At 69.9% G+C, this 17,234-nt stretch carries 14 protein-coding genes; 2 read left to right on the forward strand and 12 right to left on the reverse strand.

Annotation, left to right across the window (positions count from 1 at the left end):
* The first annotated feature begins 59 nt into the window (after positions 1-59).
* The gene (locus OG303_RS44920) at positions 60-1,715 is read left to right on the forward strand and encodes a hypothetical protein (RefSeq protein WP_405875787.1); all 1,656 of its coding nucleotides are present in this window, start codon (positions 60-62) and stop codon (positions 1,713-1,715) included.
* 97 nt (positions 1,716-1,812) lie between these two features.
* Here the strand turns inward: OG303_RS44920 and OG303_RS44925 are convergent, their stop codons facing one another.
* From OG303_RS44925 to OG303_RS44980, 12 genes are all read right to left on the reverse strand, one after another.
* Positions 1,813-2,811: a sugar phosphate isomerase/epimerase family protein gene (locus OG303_RS44925; protein ID WP_405875788.1), complete on the reverse strand. Its 999-nt coding sequence runs from the start codon at positions 2,809-2,811 to the stop codon at positions 1,813-1,815.
* Positions 2,812-2,840: 29 nt separating this feature from the next.
* The gene (locus tag OG303_RS44930) at positions 2,841-4,037 is read right to left on the reverse strand and encodes a Gfo/Idh/MocA family protein (RefSeq protein WP_405875789.1); all 1,197 of its coding nucleotides are present in this window, start codon (positions 4,035-4,037) and stop codon (positions 2,841-2,843) included.
* A 46-nt stretch (positions 4,038-4,083) separates the two neighbouring features.
* Positions 4,084-5,526 carry a sugar porter family MFS transporter gene (locus OG303_RS44935; RefSeq protein ID WP_405875791.1) on the reverse strand — a complete coding sequence of 481 codons (1,443 nt, stop codon included), beginning with the start codon at positions 5,524-5,526 and terminating at the stop codon, positions 4,084-4,086.
* Between the two features lie 35 nt (positions 5,527-5,561).
* Positions 5,562-7,058: a CoA-acylating methylmalonate-semialdehyde dehydrogenase gene (locus OG303_RS44940; RefSeq protein ID WP_405875793.1), complete on the reverse strand. Its 1,497-nt coding sequence runs from the start codon at positions 7,056-7,058 to the stop codon at positions 5,562-5,564.
* Positions 7,059-7,087: 29 nt separating this feature from the next.
* Positions 7,088-8,971, reverse strand: a complete 1,884-nt coding sequence (gene iolD / locus OG303_RS44945) for a 3D-(3,5/4)-trihydroxycyclohexane-1,2-dione acylhydrolase (decyclizing) (protein ID WP_405875794.1) — start codon at positions 8,969-8,971, stop codon at positions 7,088-7,090.
* Positions 8,971-9,864, reverse strand: a complete 894-nt coding sequence (iolB, locus tag OG303_RS44950) for a 5-deoxy-glucuronate isomerase (protein WP_405875795.1) — start codon at positions 9,862-9,864, stop codon at positions 8,971-8,973. The genes iolD and iolB overlap by 1 nt, the downstream gene beginning before the upstream one ends.
* Positions 9,861-10,733 carry an aldolase gene (locus OG303_RS44955; RefSeq protein WP_405875796.1) on the reverse strand — a complete coding sequence of 291 codons (873 nt, stop codon included), beginning with the start codon at positions 10,731-10,733 and terminating at the stop codon, positions 9,861-9,863. Before OG303_RS44955 ends, iolB begins: the two co-directional genes overlap by 4 nt.
* A gap of 4 nt (positions 10,734-10,737) precedes the next feature.
* Positions 10,738-11,706 (reverse strand): 5-dehydro-2-deoxygluconokinase, encoded by a 969-nt coding sequence (gene iolC, locus OG303_RS44960; protein ID WP_405875797.1) that lies wholly within the window; start codon positions 11,704-11,706, stop codon positions 10,738-10,740.
* 169 nt (positions 11,707-11,875) lie between these two features.
* Positions 11,876-12,733, reverse strand: coding sequence for a sugar phosphate isomerase/epimerase family protein (locus OG303_RS44965; RefSeq protein WP_405875799.1), 858 nt, complete (start codon positions 12,731-12,733; stop codon positions 11,876-11,878).
* Between the two features lie 60 nt (positions 12,734-12,793).
* Entirely contained in the window at positions 12,794-13,711 is a 918-nt protein-coding gene (locus OG303_RS44970; protein ID WP_405875800.1) for an ATP-binding cassette domain-containing protein, read from the reverse strand.
* Between the two features lie 8 nt (positions 13,712-13,719).
* Positions 13,720-14,796, reverse strand: a complete 1,077-nt coding sequence (locus OG303_RS44975; protein WP_405875801.1) for an ABC transporter permease — start codon at positions 14,794-14,796, stop codon at positions 13,720-13,722.
* Positions 14,796-15,815, reverse strand: coding sequence for a sugar ABC transporter substrate-binding protein (locus OG303_RS44980; RefSeq protein WP_405875802.1), 1,020 nt, complete (start codon positions 15,813-15,815; stop codon positions 14,796-14,798). The genes OG303_RS44975 and OG303_RS44980 overlap by 1 nt, the downstream gene beginning before the upstream one ends.
* A 371-nt stretch (positions 15,816-16,186) precedes the next feature.
* Between OG303_RS44980 and OG303_RS44985 the strand changes: the two genes are divergently transcribed.
* The gene (locus OG303_RS44985) at positions 16,187-17,218 is read left to right on the forward strand and encodes a LacI family DNA-binding transcriptional regulator (RefSeq protein WP_405875803.1); all 1,032 of its coding nucleotides are present in this window, start codon (positions 16,187-16,189) and stop codon (positions 17,216-17,218) included.
* Positions 17,219-17,234 lie beyond the last annotated feature (16 nt).

Raw genomic sequence — 17,234 nt, forward strand, 5'->3', positions numbered from 1 at the left:
CGATGCACGCCTGGAGTCCGACCGGGCTGTCCCCTCCCCGAACGGAGTCGTCGCCTCCCATGACAGCCGTCGAACTGGTCGCCGCGCCTGCGCAGGACGTCCTTCCTTCGCGCAAAGCACCGCACCGCCGGATCCCTGCCCCTCTCCGACGCCGGCGTGTGCCGCTGCTCGCCACGCTGACGATGCTCCCGCTGTATCTCGTGTGGGCGTTCTTCCGCGCCAACGGCGGCGGCGACCTCGCGGCCCAGGAGGCGTGGGCACGCTTCGCCACCCAGCACGGCGACTCGGCGTACGGGCTCTTCTGGTACGGCGGGGTCCACACCGTGAACTACAGCGTGATCTCGCCCTACTTGATGGGCGCCTTCGGGGTCCGCACGGTCGCCGTGGCCTCCGGGCTGGCCGCCGGCCGGCTGGCCGCGGTGCTGCTGGTGCGGTCCGGAATACGGCGTCCGCTGTGGCCCGCGTTGATGGCCGCGTTCGGCCTGTGGGTCAACGTCGCCGCGGGCCGGGTGACGTTCGCGCTCGGCGTCGCCTTCGCCCTCGCGGCCTGTGTGGCGCTGGTGGGCCGGCGCCGTGTGGCACCGGCGGCCGGGTACGCGCTGCTCGCGACGATGGCGAGTCCGGTGGCCGGGCTGTTCCTGGTGGTGGCCGGTGCGGCCTACTGCCTGGCCCGCGACTGGGCACGGGGCGCCGCGCTGACGCTCCCGCCGTTCGTGGTGGTGGGGACGACCACGCTGCTGTTCCCGTTCCACGGCCAGGAACCCATGGCGACCGGGCGGATCCTGTGGCCCGGGCTGCTCGGGGTGGCGGTGGCGGTCCTGGCGCCTCGCGGCTGGCGGGTGGTGCGGTGGGGCGGGGCCGTGTACGCGGTGGGTGTCCTGCTGTCGTATCTGATCGCCTCGCCGATCGGTGCCAACGTGGAGCGGCTGGCGCTGCTGTTCGCGCCCGCCGTGCTTCTTGGCGCTCTGCTGGAGACGCCCCGCCGCGCATGGCCCCGGCGCGGCGCGCTCGCCGCCGTGCTGGCGGCGTCCCTGTTCTGGCTGGGTTCGGGCACGCCCACCTCCTTCCTCCGCGGATCGGGGCAGATCCCGGCGTGGGCCGCCGACACGCACGGCGTCGTACGAGCCCTGGACCGGCTCGGCGCGAACCAGGCGCGCGTGGAGGTCGTCCCGACGCACGACCACCGCGAGGCCGCCGTGCTGGCCCCGCACATCAATCTGGCGCGCGGCTGGAACACGCAGCTGGACATGGAACGCGGCCGCCTCTTCTACGACGGGACGCTCTCGGCGACGACGTACCGGGCCTGGCTGGACCGGTGGGCCGTGGGCTTCGTGGCGCTGCCGGACGCTGAGCCCGACCGGTACGGCGAGGCCGAGGCACGCCTGGTGCGCAGTCGGCCGGCGTGGCTCGAGCCGGTGTGGAGCGATGCGCACTGGAAGGTGTACCGGGTGCGTCACGCGGTGCCGTTGGTGTCGGCGCCCGCCACCGTGGTCCGCACCGCGCAGGCCGAACTCGAGGTGCGGATGCCGAAGCGCGGCTCGGTGACCGTACGGGTGGCCTACTCGCCATGGCTGCATGCCGAGGGCGGATGCCTGCGCAAGCAGGGCGAGTTCACACGTCTCGATGTCAACGGGCCTGGTGTGTACCGGATTTCCTCCGAATACCTCTCCTCCGCCGACGCTTCACCGTCTTCCTCACCGCGTCTCCCATGCTGACGTCGAGCCGGGAGCCGGTCCGTCCGCCCGGCGACGGCACGCAGGCCGCGGCCCCGCCCCCACCGGTCGGCGGGAACGGGGCCACGTACGGGGTGGGTCAGAGGGCGGACGCGGCGCTGTGCAGGTTCTTGGCGGCCAGCGCGAGGCCCTCGGTCTGGGAGTAGGCGGCGTCCTCGTGCTCGATGTTCACGGCCATGTCCGGGTCGATCTCGGCGAGGGCGCGCAGGAACTCGGTCCAGAACGGGATCTCGTTGCCGTTGCCGACGGCGACGAACTTCCACGCCGGGTTCTCGGGCCAGGAGTTGCACCAGAAGCCGTAGCCGGTCGGGACCTTGCCGGGGTCGTCGGCGGGCACGCGGGTGAACGACGTGTCCAGCACGCCGCGGATGTCGGCGCCGGGGCAGAGCGTCGCGTCCTTCGCGGCGGCGTGGAACACCAGCGGGCCCAGCCACTTGATGGAGGCGACGATGTCCATGCCCTGCCACATCAGGTGCGACGGGTCCATCTCGGCGCCGACGTTCGTCAGACCGCCCGCGTCGACGAGACGCTTGAGCGTGACGGGGGAGAAGACGACGTTGTGCGGGTGCATCTCGATGGCGACCCGGACGTCGTTCTCCCGGGCCAGCGCGTCGATCTCCTTCCAGAACTCGACGGCCACGCCCCACTGGTAGTCCAGGACGTCCATGTAGACGCCGTCCCACGGGTTGACGACCCAGGAGGGGTACTTGGCGTCGGGGTCCGAGCCCGGGGTGCCGGACATGGTCACGACGTGCTTCACGCCGAGCAGGCCCGCGAGGCGGATCGTGCGGCGCAGGTCGTCGGCGTGCTTCGGGCCGACACCCGGGAGCGGGTTGAGCGGGTTGCCGTTGCAGTTGAGGCCGGTGAGTTCCATCCCGCGGTCGGCGAAGGTCGCCAGGTACTCCTCGCGCGCGGTGGCCGAGGACAGCAGCAGGTCGACCGGGCAGTGCGGGGAGGGGATGAACCCGCCGGTGTTGACCTCGACGGAGGTCAGACCGTTCTCCTTGAGGATGTCGAGGGCGTCGGTGAGGGTGCGGTCGTGCAGACAGGCGGTGTAGGCGCCGAGCTTGAGGGCCATGTGCGTGCTCCTTGAATGCGTGCGGGTGGTCAGGCGGCGGGCGGGACCGTGACGGCGGCACCGTCGTTCTGCGAGGAGTCGACGACGGCCTGGATGATGTCCATGGTCCGCACCGCGTCGGCGAACGTGGCGCAGGCCGGCAGCGGCTCGGCGACGCCCGCGACCTGGTCGAGGAAGGCCCGGGCCTGGTAGGTGAAGTTGTCGCCGTTGCTGGCGCCCACACCCGGCGCCTCCATCGGCACGCCGCCCGCGAAGTACGGCATCTGCGGGCCGGCGATGATCTGCCGGGCGCCGCGGGTACGGGCCTCGGGCTGGGCGTCGTCGAAGAGGTACTCGGCCGGCCGGTGCTGGTCGAACGCGGCCCGGCCGCCGACGCCCAGGACGTCGAAGGAAAGCCCGTTGGGCAGGCCGAAGCCGGTGCGCGTCACCGAGAAGGTGCCGACGAGCCCGGACTCGAAGCGGACGGTGAAGGACGCCGTGTCCTCGTTCTCGACCTCGCCCACCTCGTCGGAGACGGGGGCCGCGTTGTGCCCGACGACCGCGCCCAGCGGCAGCGGCCGCTTGGTGATCTGCGTCGACAGGGAGGCGCCGGAGACCGAGACGATGGGCCCGGCGACGTACTCGGCGACGTCGATCACGTGCGAGCCGACGTCCCCGAGCGCACCGGAACCGGGGCCGCCCTTGAACCGCCAGCTCAGCGGCCCGTTCGGGTCGGTCGCGTAGTCGCACCAGTACCGGCCGCTGAACAGGGTCAGGTCACCCAGCTCGCCGCCCCGCACATGCTCACGGATCGCGGCGATACCGGGGGAACGCCGGAACGTGTACCCGACGGCCGTCACGACATCGGCGCCGCGCTCCAACTCGGCCATGGCACGGGCGTCTTCGAGCGACCCGGCCAGCGGCTTCTCGCACAGCACGTGCTTGCCCGCGGCGACCAGCGCCTCCGCGATCGGGCGGTGCAGCGCATTGCCCACGACGATGCTGACGGCGTCGATCGTCGGGTCCTCGACGACGGCCTCCCAGCTCGGCAGCGCCTTCTCGAAGCCGTAACGGCGGGCGGCGTCCTCGCCGAGCGCGACGTTCGCGTCGGCGATCGCAGCCAGCCGGACCGGCGGCAGACCGGCCCCGAAGACCGTGTTGACGTTGCGATATCCGGCGGCGTGGCTGCGGCCGGCCATACCGGCTCCGATCACCGCGACGGAGAGGGGTTTGGCGGAGGTGCTCATGGCGGTGCCTTTCAAGGAGAAGAGTTCTGAGCGGGGGAAGGCGTGATCAGGCGGCGAACTGCCGGCGGAAGTGGGACTCGATGTCCTCCATCGAGCGGCCCCGGGTCTCGGGAACGGTGCGGACGTAGAAGACGAACGTCGCGACGTTGACCGCGGCGAAGAGGAAGAACGTGATTCCGCCGACCGTGTCGATCAGCGGCGGGAACACCAGCGTGACCACGAAGTTGGCCATCCAGGTGCCGAAGACGGCCACGCCCATGGCGAAGCCGCGCAGGCGGAGCGGGAAGATCTCCGAGAGCATCAGCCAGAACACGGTCGCGATGCAGCCCTGCATGAACAGCAGGAAGGTCAGCATGGCCGCGAGCACGAGGTAACTACGGGCCGTCGACTCGGGCAGCACCATGAAGCAGAACCCGATCAGCACCAGCGAGACGGTGACGCCGACCTGCCCGGTGAGCAGCATCGGACGCCGGCCGTACCGGCCGAGCAGCCACATGCCGGTCGACACCGCGAGCACGGCCACGACACCGTTGGCGATGGTGGCGGTCAGGGCGGCCTGCGTGCCGAGACCGGTGTCCAGCAGGATCGTCGGCGCGAAGTACATGATCGAGTTGACGCCGGTGAGCTGGGTCAGGGCGGCCAGCCCGAACCCGAAGACCACGATGCGCCGTACCCACGGCGTGCCCAGGTCCCGCCAGCCCGCCCGCGGCTCGGCTGCGTCGGCGGTGACACGGTCCTTGATCTCGGCGAACTCCGCGTCGACGACCTCCGCGTCCCGGACCAGGCCCAGCGTGCGGCGGGCGTCCTCGAACCGGCCGCGGGAGGCCAGCCAGCGCGGCGACTCGGGCACGAACAGCATCCCGACCCACAGCAGTACGGCGGGGACCGTGGCGATCGCGAGCATCCAGCGCCACACGCCGCCCTCGCCCACGCCGCGGGCGATGACCGCGTTCGAGGTGTAGGCGAGCAACTGCCCCGTGACGATCATCAGTTCGTTCTGGGTCACCAGGCGTCCGCGGCGCTCGGCCGGAGCCAGCTCGGCGATGAAGACCGGCACCGTCGCGGACGCGCCGCCCACGGCGAGGCCCAGGAGCACCCGGAACGGCACCATGACCAAGAGATCCGGCGCGAGCGCGGTGCCCAGTGCACCGAGGAAGAACAGCACGGCGAGCCCGAGGATGGTCCGCCTGCGCCCGTAACGGTCGCAGAGCCGACCGCCGAACAGGGCTCCGAACGCCGCGCCGAGCACGAGCGACGAGGCGACGACCCCCTCGGTCAGCGGGGTGAGCCCCAGCCCACCCTCCTCGGGCGAGAGGGACATGAAGGGAAGGGCACCGGAGATGACGCCGGTGTCGTAGCCGAAGAGCAGTCCGCCGAACGTGGCGATGACCGTGATGGTCCGCAGCCGCCGGTAGACCTCGGGAGAGGCATGGCCCGCGGCCGCGGTGCTCGGTGTGGGGGCCTGGAGGGCGTCGTCCCTGACGTCCATGGCCACCTCCTAGCAGTTGGTGTGTGTGTGGGATTTCAGCTGGAGGTGGGGAAGTTGAAGCCGGCGGTGGTCTGCTGCTTCGGCTCGGGCCAGCGGGTGGTGACGACCTTGGCGCGGGTGTAGAAGCGGATGCCTTCGGGGCCGTGGATGGGGGAGTCGCCGATGAGGGAGTCCTTCCAGCCGCCGAAGGAGTAGTACGACATGGGGACCGGGACGGGGACGTTGATGCCGATCATGCCGACGTGGATGTTGCGCTGGAAGCGGCGGGCGGCTTCGCCGGAGGCGGTGAACAGGGCGGTGCCGTTGCCGTAGGGGTTGGCGTTGATGAGGTCGATGGCCTGGTCCAGCGACTCGGCGCGGACGATCGCGAGGACCGGGCCGAACAGCTCCTCCTTGTAGGCGTCCATCTCGGCCGTGACATGGTCGATCAGGGAGGGGCCGGTGAAGAAGCCGTCCTCGTGGCCGTCGACCTTCAGGCCGCGGCCATCGACGACCACGGTGGCGCCCTGCGTGGCGGCAACGCCGACGGCGTTCTCGACGCGTTCCTGGGCGGCCTTGGTGACCAGGGGGCCCATGTCGGTGCCGGGCGCGTCACCGGGGCCGACCTTGACCTCGCGGGCCTTGCGCTCCAGGACCTCGACCAGTGCGTCGGCGGCGTCGCCGACCGCGACGGCGACGGCGAGTGCCATGCAGCGTTCGCCGGCCGAACCGTAGGCGCCGGCGGTGATGTGGTTGGCGGCGAATTCGAGGTCCGCGTCGGGCAGGACGACGGCGTGGTTCTTGGCGCCGCCGAGGGCCTGGACCCGCTTGCCGTGCGAAGTGGCCTGCTGGTGCACGTACTTGGCGATCGGCGTGGAGCCGACGAAGGAGACGGCCTCGATGCCGGGGTGGGTGAGGATCGCGTCGACGGCGTCCTTGCCGCCGTGGACGACGTTGAAGACGCCGTCCGGGAGGCCCGCCTGCCGGTAGAGGTCGGCGACGAAGTTGGCGGCGGAGGGGTCGCGCTCGGACGGCTTGAGGATGAAGGTGTTGCCGGTCGCGATGGCGATCGGGTGCATCCACAGCGGCACCATGGCCGGGAAGTTGAACGGGGTGATGCCGGCGACGACGCCGAGGGGCTGGCGGAAGTTGTGGACGTCGATGCCGCGGGAGACCTGGTCGGAGAAGTTGCCCTTGAGGACGTCGCCGAGGCCGCAGGCGAATTCGACGACCTCGCGGCCGCGGGTGATTTCGCCGCGGGCGTCGTCGACCGTCTTGCCGTGTTCGGCGGAGATGATCCGGCCGAGTTCTTCCTCGTGCTCGACGAGGAGTTGGCGGAAGGCGAACATGACCTGGGTGCGCTGGGTCAGCGAGGACTCGGACCAGGTCTCGAAGGCGTTGGCGGCGGCCTGAACGGCGGTGTCCACGTCGGCCGCGCCGCCCAGGACGACGCGGGCCTGCTCGGCACCGCTGGCCGGGTTGAACACCGGCTGCGTGGCGGTGGCGGTGCCCGGGGTGGGGCTGCCGTTGATCCAGTGCGGGATGGTCTTCACGGTGCGGGTTTCCTTTGCGGGGACGGGACTTACAGGTAGTGGCGCTGGGAGCGCTTGTGGGCGGCGTAGGTGTCGTAGGCGGTGCGGGTGGACTCCAGGGCGGAGGTCTGGCTGACGGGGACGTCCCACCAGCCGTGGCCGGGCGGGTTGGGGCCGTAGAGGTCGGTCTCGACGTGGACGACGGTGGTCCGCGAGGCGGCCTTGGCCTTGTCCATCGCCGCACGGAACTCCTCGACGGAGGTGGCGTGCAGGACGTCGGCGCCCAGGCTCGACGCATTCGCCGCCAGGTCGACGGGGAGGACGTCGCCGTCCAGCTGGCCCGAATCGTCGTCGCGGTAGCGGTACTTGGTGCCGAAGCGCTGCGAGCCGAGCGACTCGGAGAGGGCGCCGATGGAGGCGAAGCCGTGGTTCTGGACGAGGACGATGATGACCTTGAGGCCTTCGGAGACCATGGTGACGATCTCCTGGGCCATCATCAGGTAGGAGCCGTCGCCGACGAGGACGACGACCTCGCGGGAGGGGTCGGCCATCTTGGCGCCGACGCCGGCGGCGACCTCGTAGCCCATGCAGGAGTACGCGTACTCGACGTGGTAGGCCTTCGGATCGCGGGCCCGCCACAATTGCTGGAGGTCGCCGGGCATGGAGCCGGCCGCGTTGATGACGACGGCGCGGTCGTCGAGGCTCTCGTTGAGGGCGCCGAGGATCTGGGTCTGGGCGGGCAGGTCACCTGTGTTGCGGTCGGGTGCGAAGCACTCGTCCTCGATCTGCCGTGTGCGGGCGATGAGTTGACGCGTGTGGTCGCGGTACTCCTGGTCGACTTCCCAGTCCGTGAGTGCCCCGGCGAGGGCCTGGATGCCGAGGCGGGCGTCGGCGACCAGCGGCTCCGCGGAGTGCTTGACGGCGTCCAGGCGGGCGACGTTGAGGTTGACGAAGGTGACGTCGGGGTTGCCGAACACGGTGTGGCTGGCGGTGGTGAAGTCGGAGTAGCGGGTGCCGATGCCCAGGACGACGTCGGCGTCCTTCGCCAGCTCGTTGGCCGCGTACGAGCCGGTGGAGCCGATGCCGCCGACCGCGTAGGGGTGGTCCCAGGGGACGGCGCCCTTGCCGGCGTGGGTGTCGGCGACCGGGATGCCGGTGGCCTCGGCGAAGGCCCGCAGCGCGGTCTCGGCCCCGGAGTACACGGCCCCGCCGCCGGCCACGATGAGCGGCTTGCGGGCACCGCGCAGCAGGCGCGCGGCCCGCTCGACCGCGGCGGGCTCCGGCACCGGGCGGCCGATGTGCCAGACCCGGCGGCGGAAGAAGGAGGCCGGCCAGTCGTACGCCTCGGCCTGTACGTCCTGCGGCAGCGCGAGGGTGACGGCACCCGTCTCCACCGGGTCGGTGAGCACCCGCATCGCGGCCAGCGCGGCCGGGATCAGCTGCTCGGGACGCTGGATGCGGTCGAAGTACTTCGATACGGCGCGGAAGGCGTCGTTGACGGTGACGTCGCCGCCCCGGGAGTCCTCGAGCTGCTGGAGCACCGGGTCCGCGGCGCGGGTGGCGAACATGTCGCTGGGCAGCAACAGCACCGGGAGGCGGTTGGTGGTGGCCAGCGCCGCGCCGGTGATCATGTTGGTGGAGCCTGGGCCGGTCGACGCCGTGCAGGCGAAGGTCGCCAGGCGGTCACGCATCTTCGCGTACGCCACCGACGCGTGGACCATGCCCTGTTCGTTGCGGGCCAGGTAGTAGGGCAGGTCGGCTTCGCGGGTGGTGGCGGCCTGGAGCAGGGCCTGTCCGATGCCGGCCACGTTGCCGTGTCCGAAGATGCCCCACACGCCGGGGATGAGGCGCTGTTCCTGGCCGTCGCGCTCGCTGTACTGGTTGGCGAGGAAGCGCACCAGGGCCTGGGCGGTGGTGAGGCGGATCGTATCCATCAGTCGTTCTCCTCGGCGCCGAACGGCAGCCGGTCATCGGTGTCCTGCGTGTCCCAGGTGGTGCGGACCCAGCCGTGGGCGGGGTCGTCGCAGATCAGCCAGGCGCGGTCCTGGCCGGGGCCGGCCATGACGTTGAGGTAGTAGAGGTCGTAGCCGGGTGCGGCGATCGAGGGTCCGTGCCAGCCGTGCGGGATCAGCACGGCATCGCCGGAGCGGACCTCGGCGAGTACCTCGATGGGCCGCTCGGGAGTGCCGTAGACCCGCTGGTAGCCGAAGCCACCCTCACCCGCGACCTCGAAGTAGTAGATCTCCTCCAGCTCCGACTCGACCGGGCTGCCGCTCTCGTCCGTACGCGCCTGGTCGTGCTTGTGCGGCGGGTACGACGACCAGTTGCCGCCCGGGGTGAGCACCTCGCAGACAAGGAGCTGCTCGGCGTCGAAGGTGCCGGGCAGGCAGTAGTTGTTGACCTGCCGCGAACACGCTCCCGCGCCGCGCAGCTCGACCGGCACGTTCTGCTGGGGCCCGTACCGAGCGGAGAGTGAGCTCCGCTCGGTACGGGCGGAGGGCAGCGCGAACGTCCCGCCGGACGCGCTGCTGATCAGGGCCTCCGACTCGCGGGGGAGGTAGGCGAAGTCGGTGGCCGAGGCGAACACGCCTGTCCGACCGGCGAGTTCGAAGGCCTTGCCGTCCGTGGTGACGGTGCACGAGCCCGTCAGCGGCAGGACCAGGAACTCGGAGTCGCCGGTGGACAGGGCGTGCGCCTCGCCCGGCTGCAGGGTCAGGATCCTGAGGCCGGAGTATCCCCAGCCCGCCGACTCCGGCGTGACTTGGAGGTCGTAGGGGCCGTCGGCCGACGTGCCCTTCGGCAGGTGGTACTTGCTGGTGTCGCTCACAGCAGGCTCACCGCCTTGTCCACGGCACCGGCGACGTCGCCGCCCGCGGGGTAGAGCAGGGAACGGCCCACGACCAGACCCTGCGCGGTGGGCTGCTTCAGCGCCTTGCCCCAGGAGGCGAAGGCCGCCTCGGCATCCTTGACCTCGCCGCCGAGCAGCAGGGCGGGCAGCGTGGAGGAGGCCAGGACGCGTTCCATGTCGTCCACGACCGGGAGCTTCAGCCAGGTGTAGGCGGTGCGGCGGCCCAGCCCCGAGGCGATGGTGATCGACTTGATGACGGCGTCGGTGGAGAGGTCATTGCGGATCTTCCCGTCCTGCCACGCCGACATGAACGGCTCGACCATGGCGATCAGCTGCCGGTCGTTCAGCTCGTCGACCGCCTGGGCGGTGTTCTTCAGGACGGAGGGGGTGGCCGGGTCGTCGAGAGCGATACGGGTGAGCATCTTGCCGCCGTCGAAGCCCATCGCGGCGATGGTGGCGGCGTCGTAGCCGGTGAACCGGTCGTCGATCTCGAACACCGACCCCGCAAGACCCGCCCGGTTCATCGAGCCGAAGACGCTCTTGCCGTCCAGGACGCCGAGCAGCAGCAGGTCCTCGAGGATGTCGGCGGTGGCGAGTACACCGGTGACGCCGGGCCGTTCGAGGGCGATGCAGAGGCGGTCGAGCAGCCGGGCGCGGTCGGCCATGGCGGACGGGTCGCCGCCGACGCCGTTGGCGCCGCGGGCGGGGTGGTCGGCAGCGATGATCATTGTCTTGCCGTGCTCGCCGAAGAGCGAGGTCGCCTTCACGCGGCGTGCGGCGGCGGCCGCGATGGCGCCGGGGTCGCCCACCCGGGCGGACACGATCCGGCTCACGTTGTCGGACAGCACGTCGTCACGCCTTTCGTTCGGGGGAGGCGAGGGCGGCCTCGCGGAGCTTGGTGTCGACCTCGGCCTCGGTGGGCATCGCGTCGGAGCAGGCAAGACGCCCGGCGACGATGGCGCCGGCGGCGTTGGCGAAGGACACCGTGCGGCGGGTGTCCCAGCCGGACAGCAGCCCGTGGCAGAGCGCGCCGCCGAAGGCGTCACCGGCACCGAGCCCGTTGACCACGTCCACCGGCACCGGCGGGATCTCGGCCGCCGCACCGTCCCGGTCCATGGCCAGCACGCCCTTCGGGCCCTGCTTCACCACCGCCAGCTCCACGCCCGCGGCCAGCAGCGCCTTCGCCGCGGCGTACGGCTCGCGCTCACCGGTGGCCACTTCGCACTCGTCGAGGTTGCCCACCGCGACCGTCGTGTGCCGCAGGGCCTCGGCGTAGTAGGCACGGGCCTCGGACGGGTCGGCCCAGAACATCGGCCGCCAGTCCAGGTCGAAGACCGTCGCCCCCGCCTTCGCCCGGTGCGCGAGGGCGGCGAGCGTGGCCGAACGGCTCGGCTCCTCACTCAGCCCCGTCCCCGTCACCCAGAAGACCGCCGCGTCCCGCACCGCACCCAGGTCGACCTCACCGGCGCTGATGTCCAGGTCGGGCGCCTTCGGCAGCCGGTAGAAGTACAGCGGGAAGTCGTCCGGCGGGAAGATCTCGCAGAACGTCACCGGCGTGGGCGCGATCTCCGACGTACCGACGAAACGGCTGTCGACGCCGTAACCCTCCAGGGCCGCCTGCACGAACTCACCGAACGGATCCCGTCCGGTCTTCGTGATCACGGCCGAGGAGCGGCCGTACCGGGCTGCCGCGACGGCGACGTTCGTCGGGCTGCCGCCCAGGTACTTGCCGAACGAGGTGACCTCCGCCAGCCCCACCCCCGTCTGGAGCGGATACACATCCACCCCCACGCGGCCCATGGTCAGCACATCGAACGGCATAACGCTGGTTTCCCTTCGCTCCGGAGACACCGGAAGTGGTGGAGTTAAAGCGCTTTAAAAACGCCTCTGGAAGTACGATGCCTTGCGGCCAAATGTCATGTCAATAGATTGTTAGAGCAATGTTTCGGCCCCCGCCGACGACGGATGTGCCGGCGGGGGCCGCGGCCCGTCACGACCAGGCGGTCAGGTACTCGTCGATCTTCTTGCGCATGAACACCGAGGACTCCTTGGCCCGTTCCTCCCAGGCGAACACGCAGGCGGTCAGCGTGCCGTCGAAGCCGTTCGCGTGCAGCTCGCGGAAGAGCTCGTCGAAGTCGACCTCGCCCTGCCCCATGTCGAGATGCTGGTGGATACGGGCCGTCGTGCCGGGCGGGTTGAGGATGTAGCGGTTGCCCGAGGACGCCGTGTGGTCGAGGGCGTCGGCCAGGTGGACATGGGTGAGCAGGTTGCCCGCGTACTTGATGATGCCGGGGGCGTCGTCACCGATGTGGAAGGTGTGCGGGGCGCAGTAGAGGAACGTGACGTTGGGGTGGTTGATGCCCCGGATCAGGTTGACGGCGTCGAAGCCGTTCTCGATGAAGTCGTCCGGGTGCGGCTCCAGGGCGAGCTTGATGCCTTCGCGCTCGAACTCCGGCAGCAGCTCGTCCATCGACTTCCAGAACTGCGCCTCACTGCGGTCGGAATCCTCGGGGCGCCCGTTGAACTCCGAGATCATGCTGTCCACACCGAGGTCGGAGGCGATCTGGATCGAGCGCTTCCAGTACCGTACGGCGGCCTGCCTCGCGTCCTCGTCCGGGCCGGACCAGCGGAACAGCGGCAGCAGCGAGGAGATCCCTACGCCCGCCGAGTCCAGCGCCTTGCGGAACTGCCGAACCGTCGCGTCGTCCACGCGCGGGTGACGGAAGAAGGGGATGAAGTCCTCTCGGGGGGACAGCTCGATCCACTCGTAGCCCAACTCGGCTACCACGGCCGGGAGTTCGAGGAGGGGTACGTGACGGATCATGTACGGGTCGAGGGCGATCTTCATGGGGAATGCTTTCGGATCAGGGGAGTGGGTGGAATGTCGCGGTGTGCGGCGATACCGAGGTCAGGAAGGTGAGACCTCGGACGAGGCCGCCACGGGCGCGGTGAGGTCCTTCTCCTCCGGGAGTTCTTCGACGTCGACGCCGCGGACCTGGGACAACTCGTGCTTGAGGGCGGCGAGTTCGGCGCCGCCGGCCATGTGGTTGGTCAGCTCGTCCAGCGTGATGTCGCTGCGCTCGGCGGACAGTTCCATGGTGCCCAGGCGCAGTACGCTGAAGTGGTCGCCGACCATGTAGGCGTGGTGCGGGTTGTGGGTGATGAAGATGACGCCCAGTCCGCGGTCGCGGGCGGCCGCGATGTACTTGAGCACCACGCCGGACTGCTTCACACCCAGCGCGGCGGTCGGCTCGTCCAGGATCAGCACACGCGCGCCGAAGTAGACGGCGCGGGCGATCGCGACGCACTGGCGCTGGCCACCCGACAGGGTGCCGATGGGCTGCTCCAGGTTGTCCAGGACGATGCCCATGTTGCGCAGCTCTTCGTCCGCGGTCTCCTTCATCCGCTCGATGTCGAGACGGCGTACCGGCCACGGGCCCTTGGTCATCTCGGAGCCGAGGAAGAAGTTCCGCCACACCGGCATCAGCGGGACGGTCGCCAGGTCCTGGTAGACGGTGGCGATACCGCGGTCGAGCGCGTCACGCGGGGTGGAGAAGCGCACCGGGGTGTTGTCGACGAGGAACTCGCCCTCGGTGTGCTGGTGCAGCCCGGAGATGATCTTGATCAGGGTGGACTTACCGGCCCCGTTGTCGCCCAGGACGCAGGTGACCTGGCTGGGATGGACCTGGAGGCTCACGCCGTGCAGGGCACGGATGTTGCCGTAGGACTTGCCGGTGTTCTTCAACTCGACGACCGGCTTGCCGTCCTGGGGCGCGGTGTCCTTGGGCGCGGCCCCGTCGGGCATGGTTTCGTTGGTGGTTGTCATGGGTGTGGTCACCTCCGGGTCGCTGTGCGCTGGACCCACAGATTGATCAGGACGGCGCCGAGGAGCATCACGCCGAGGAAGGCCTTGAACCAGTCCGGGTTCCAGCCGGCGTAGACGATGCCCTGCTGCACCATGCCGAACATGAACGCGCCGAAGACCGGGCCGATCGCGCTGCCGGCACCACCGGTCAGCAGACATCCGCCGATCACTGCGCCGGAGATGTAGATCAGCTCGATGCCGACGCCCTCGCCGGACTGCACGGTGTTGAACGAGAACAGCTGGTGCATGCCCACGAACCAGGCACCGAAGCCGACCAGCATGAACAGCGAGATCTTCGTGAAGGCCACCGGCACACCGACGGCGCGGGAGCTGTCCTTGTTGCCGCCGACCGCAAAGGTCCAGTTGCCGTACTTGGTGCGCAGGAGCACCCAGGTGGCGATCGCCGCGAACAGCAGCCACCAGAACACGGTGATCTTCACCTGGACGCCGCCGATGTCGAGCGACGAGGCGAAGACCTTCTTCGCCGACGCGAAGCCGTCCATGTTGCTGATGTCGTCGGTCGCCACGTTGCCGGTGACCAGCTTGGTGACGGCGAGGTTGACGCCTTGCAGGATCAGGAAGGTGCCCAGGGTGACCAGGAAGCTGGGCAGCCCGGTCTTGACCACCATCCAGCCGTTGAAGAAGCCGACTCCCAGCGAGACCAGCAGAGCGACGAAGACTCCGACCCACACGTTCATGGTGAGCTGGTAGCTGATCATGCTCGCCGTGAGCGCCGAGGTGATCACCCCGACACCGGCCGACAGGTCGAACTCCCCGCCGATCATCAGCAGCGCCACCGGGATGGTCACGATGCCCAGAGTGGAGGACTGGTACAGGATGTTGGCCATCGAGCTGGCGTCGCGCACCGGCGGCGCCGAGATCAGGAAGAACACGTACACCGCGACGGCACCGAGGAAGACACCCACCTCGGGCCGGGCCAACAGCCGGACGGCCAGCGGCCGTTCAGTGGTTCGCCCGTCGGTCTGCTTCGGGCCTGGGGCCGGCGGTGAGGTCACCGCCGGCTCAGCATGCTGGGTCATACTCATCACCGGGTGCCCTTCGCGGCGAACTTGGCGACGGTCTCGACGTTGGACTTGTCCACGAAGGCCGGACCGGTCAGCACCGGCTGCTCACCGCCACCGCTGAAGTTGCCGTTGGTCTTGTAGAGCCACAGGGAGTCGACCGCCAGGTAGCCCTGCAGGTACGGCTGCTGGTCGACGGCGAACTGGATGCTGCCCTTCTCGATGGCGGAGACGAGGTCCTTGTTGAGGTCGAACGTGGCGATCTTCGCCTTGCTGCCGCCCTCGGACACGGCCTGCACGGCAGTCAGCGCGATCGGGGCGCCGAGGGTGACCACCTCGTCGATGGAGGAGTCCTGCTTGAGCTTGGCGGTGATCGTCGACTTCACCGAGGGCATGTCGGTGCCGTTGACGTAGAGGATGTCCGTCTTGCCGGAGAAGGTCTTCTTCACGCCGGCGCAGCGCTCTTCGAGGTTGACGTCGCCCTGGGCCTGGACGACGCAGAGGGCGTGCTTGGCGCCGGTGCCGTTGAGCTTGCTGCCGAGGGCCTGGCCGGAGACGGCCTCGTCCTGTCCGAAGAACGACAGCAGACCCTGCTGCTTCCAGACGCTCAGGCCCGCGTTCAGGCCGACGAGGGGGATGCCGGCCTTCTCGGCCTTGGCGACCACGGCCTTGAGGGCGTCCGGCTTGGCCAGGGTGACGGCGATGCCGTCGACCTTCTGGTCGATCGCGTTCTGCACCAGGCTGGCCTGGTCGCCGGCGTTCTCGTCGTTGGAGTAGATGAGCTTGACGTTGTCCTTGGCGGCTGCGGCCTCGGCGCCCTTGCGGATGGTGTCCCAGAAGGTGTCGCCGGACGGCGCGTGGGTGACCATTGCGATCGTCATGCGGGGAGTGTTGGCCTTGCCCGCGGAGACGTTGCCGGCGGACTCCTCGGCCTTCTTGCCGCCGGAGCTGCTGGAACAGCCCGCGAGTGTCAGGGCGGCCGCGGCCGCGACGGCGACTACGGGGGTGATTCTGCGGAGACCGGGAGTGGATGAGCGGTTCATGGGGCGTGCACCTCGCTGTGCGACTCGGAGTGAGGAACTGATCCTCGGAGGGAGGAAGTGATCGAGGACTGCTGGGTGGGCCGGGGCGGTCGCGACGTCGAGTGGATGGTCCTCGTGTGCGACCTGCACGGCGGTGTCGCGGGCTAGCGCCTTGTGGGCGTCGTCGGCGGCGACCAGGCAGATGTCAGGCAGCCGGGGTCAGGCACGGTCGGGGCCGCTCGGTGGAGTGCGAACTCTGAGATGCTGCACTGCCGAGCTGACTACGTTGGAACATCAGGACAATTTAAAGCGCTTTAAGTTCTGGTACTATCGGCCTTGTTTCGCGAGCGTGTCAAGGGTGTTGCGCAAGGAGATTGCCCCGGGAGGGACAAGTGGAGGACGTCAGTTCCGCAGGCCACCGGAATGGCAGTCACAAGCGCCCCCGACTGGAGGACGTGGCCGCGCGGGTGGGTGTGTCCACGGCCTCGGTGTCCCTGGTGCTGCGTGGTGTGGCGGGTCCCAGCGAACGGACCCGCCAGCGCGTCCTCAAGGCGGCCGCCGAACTCGGCTACCAGGTGGACCGCACCGCCAGCACGCTGGCCAGCAGGCGCAGCAGACTGCTCGGCGTCATGGTCGACATCCACAGCCCCTTCCACGCCGAACTGGTCGAGCATCTGCACACGGCGGCCGAGGAGGTCGGCTACGACCTGGTTCTCAGCACGATCACCCGTACACGCGACGAGAACACCGCCGTGGACACCCTGCTCGCCTTCCGCAGTGAGGCGCTGATCCTCCTGGGTCCCACGGCCCCCACCGAGATGCTCGCCGCCCTCGACAACAAGGCCCCCGTCATCGCGGTCGGCCGCCGGATCGCCGACGCGGGCCTGGACGTCGTACGCACCGCGGACGACGACGGCGTGGGCCAGATCATCGATCACCTGGCCGGACTCGGGCATCGGGACATCGTCTACGTCGACGGCGGCAGGGGAGTCATCGCCACCGACCGGCGTCGCGGCTACCGCACCGCCATGCGCCGGCACGGCCTCGACGACCACATCCATGTCCTGGGCGGCGACACCACCGAAGCGGCCGGCGAACGCGCCGCACGGCACCTCCTCGACGGCGACGAACTGCCCACCGCCGTCGTCGCGTTCAACGACCAGAGCGCCATCGGTGTGCTGGCCGGGCTGGCCCGCGCCGGTGTCTCCGTCCCGGGCCAGGTGTCCGTGGCGGGCTACGACGACGACACGCTCTCCCGGCTGAGCTGCTTCAACCTGACGACGGTCAGCCAGGGCGCCCGGGAACAGGCCAGGCACGCGGTGACCGCCGCCGTCGAGCGCCTCGACCAGGACCGTACCGAACCCCGGGAGGTCGTCCTCACTCCGCACCTGGTGGTCCGCGGCACCACGGCCGAACCCGCCTGACGCGCGCGACGAAGGC

The sequence above is a fragment of the Streptomyces sp. NBC_00005 genome, from assembly GCF_045160215.1.
Taxonomy (GTDB): domain Bacteria; phylum Actinomycetota; class Actinomycetes; order Streptomycetales; family Streptomycetaceae; genus Streptomyces.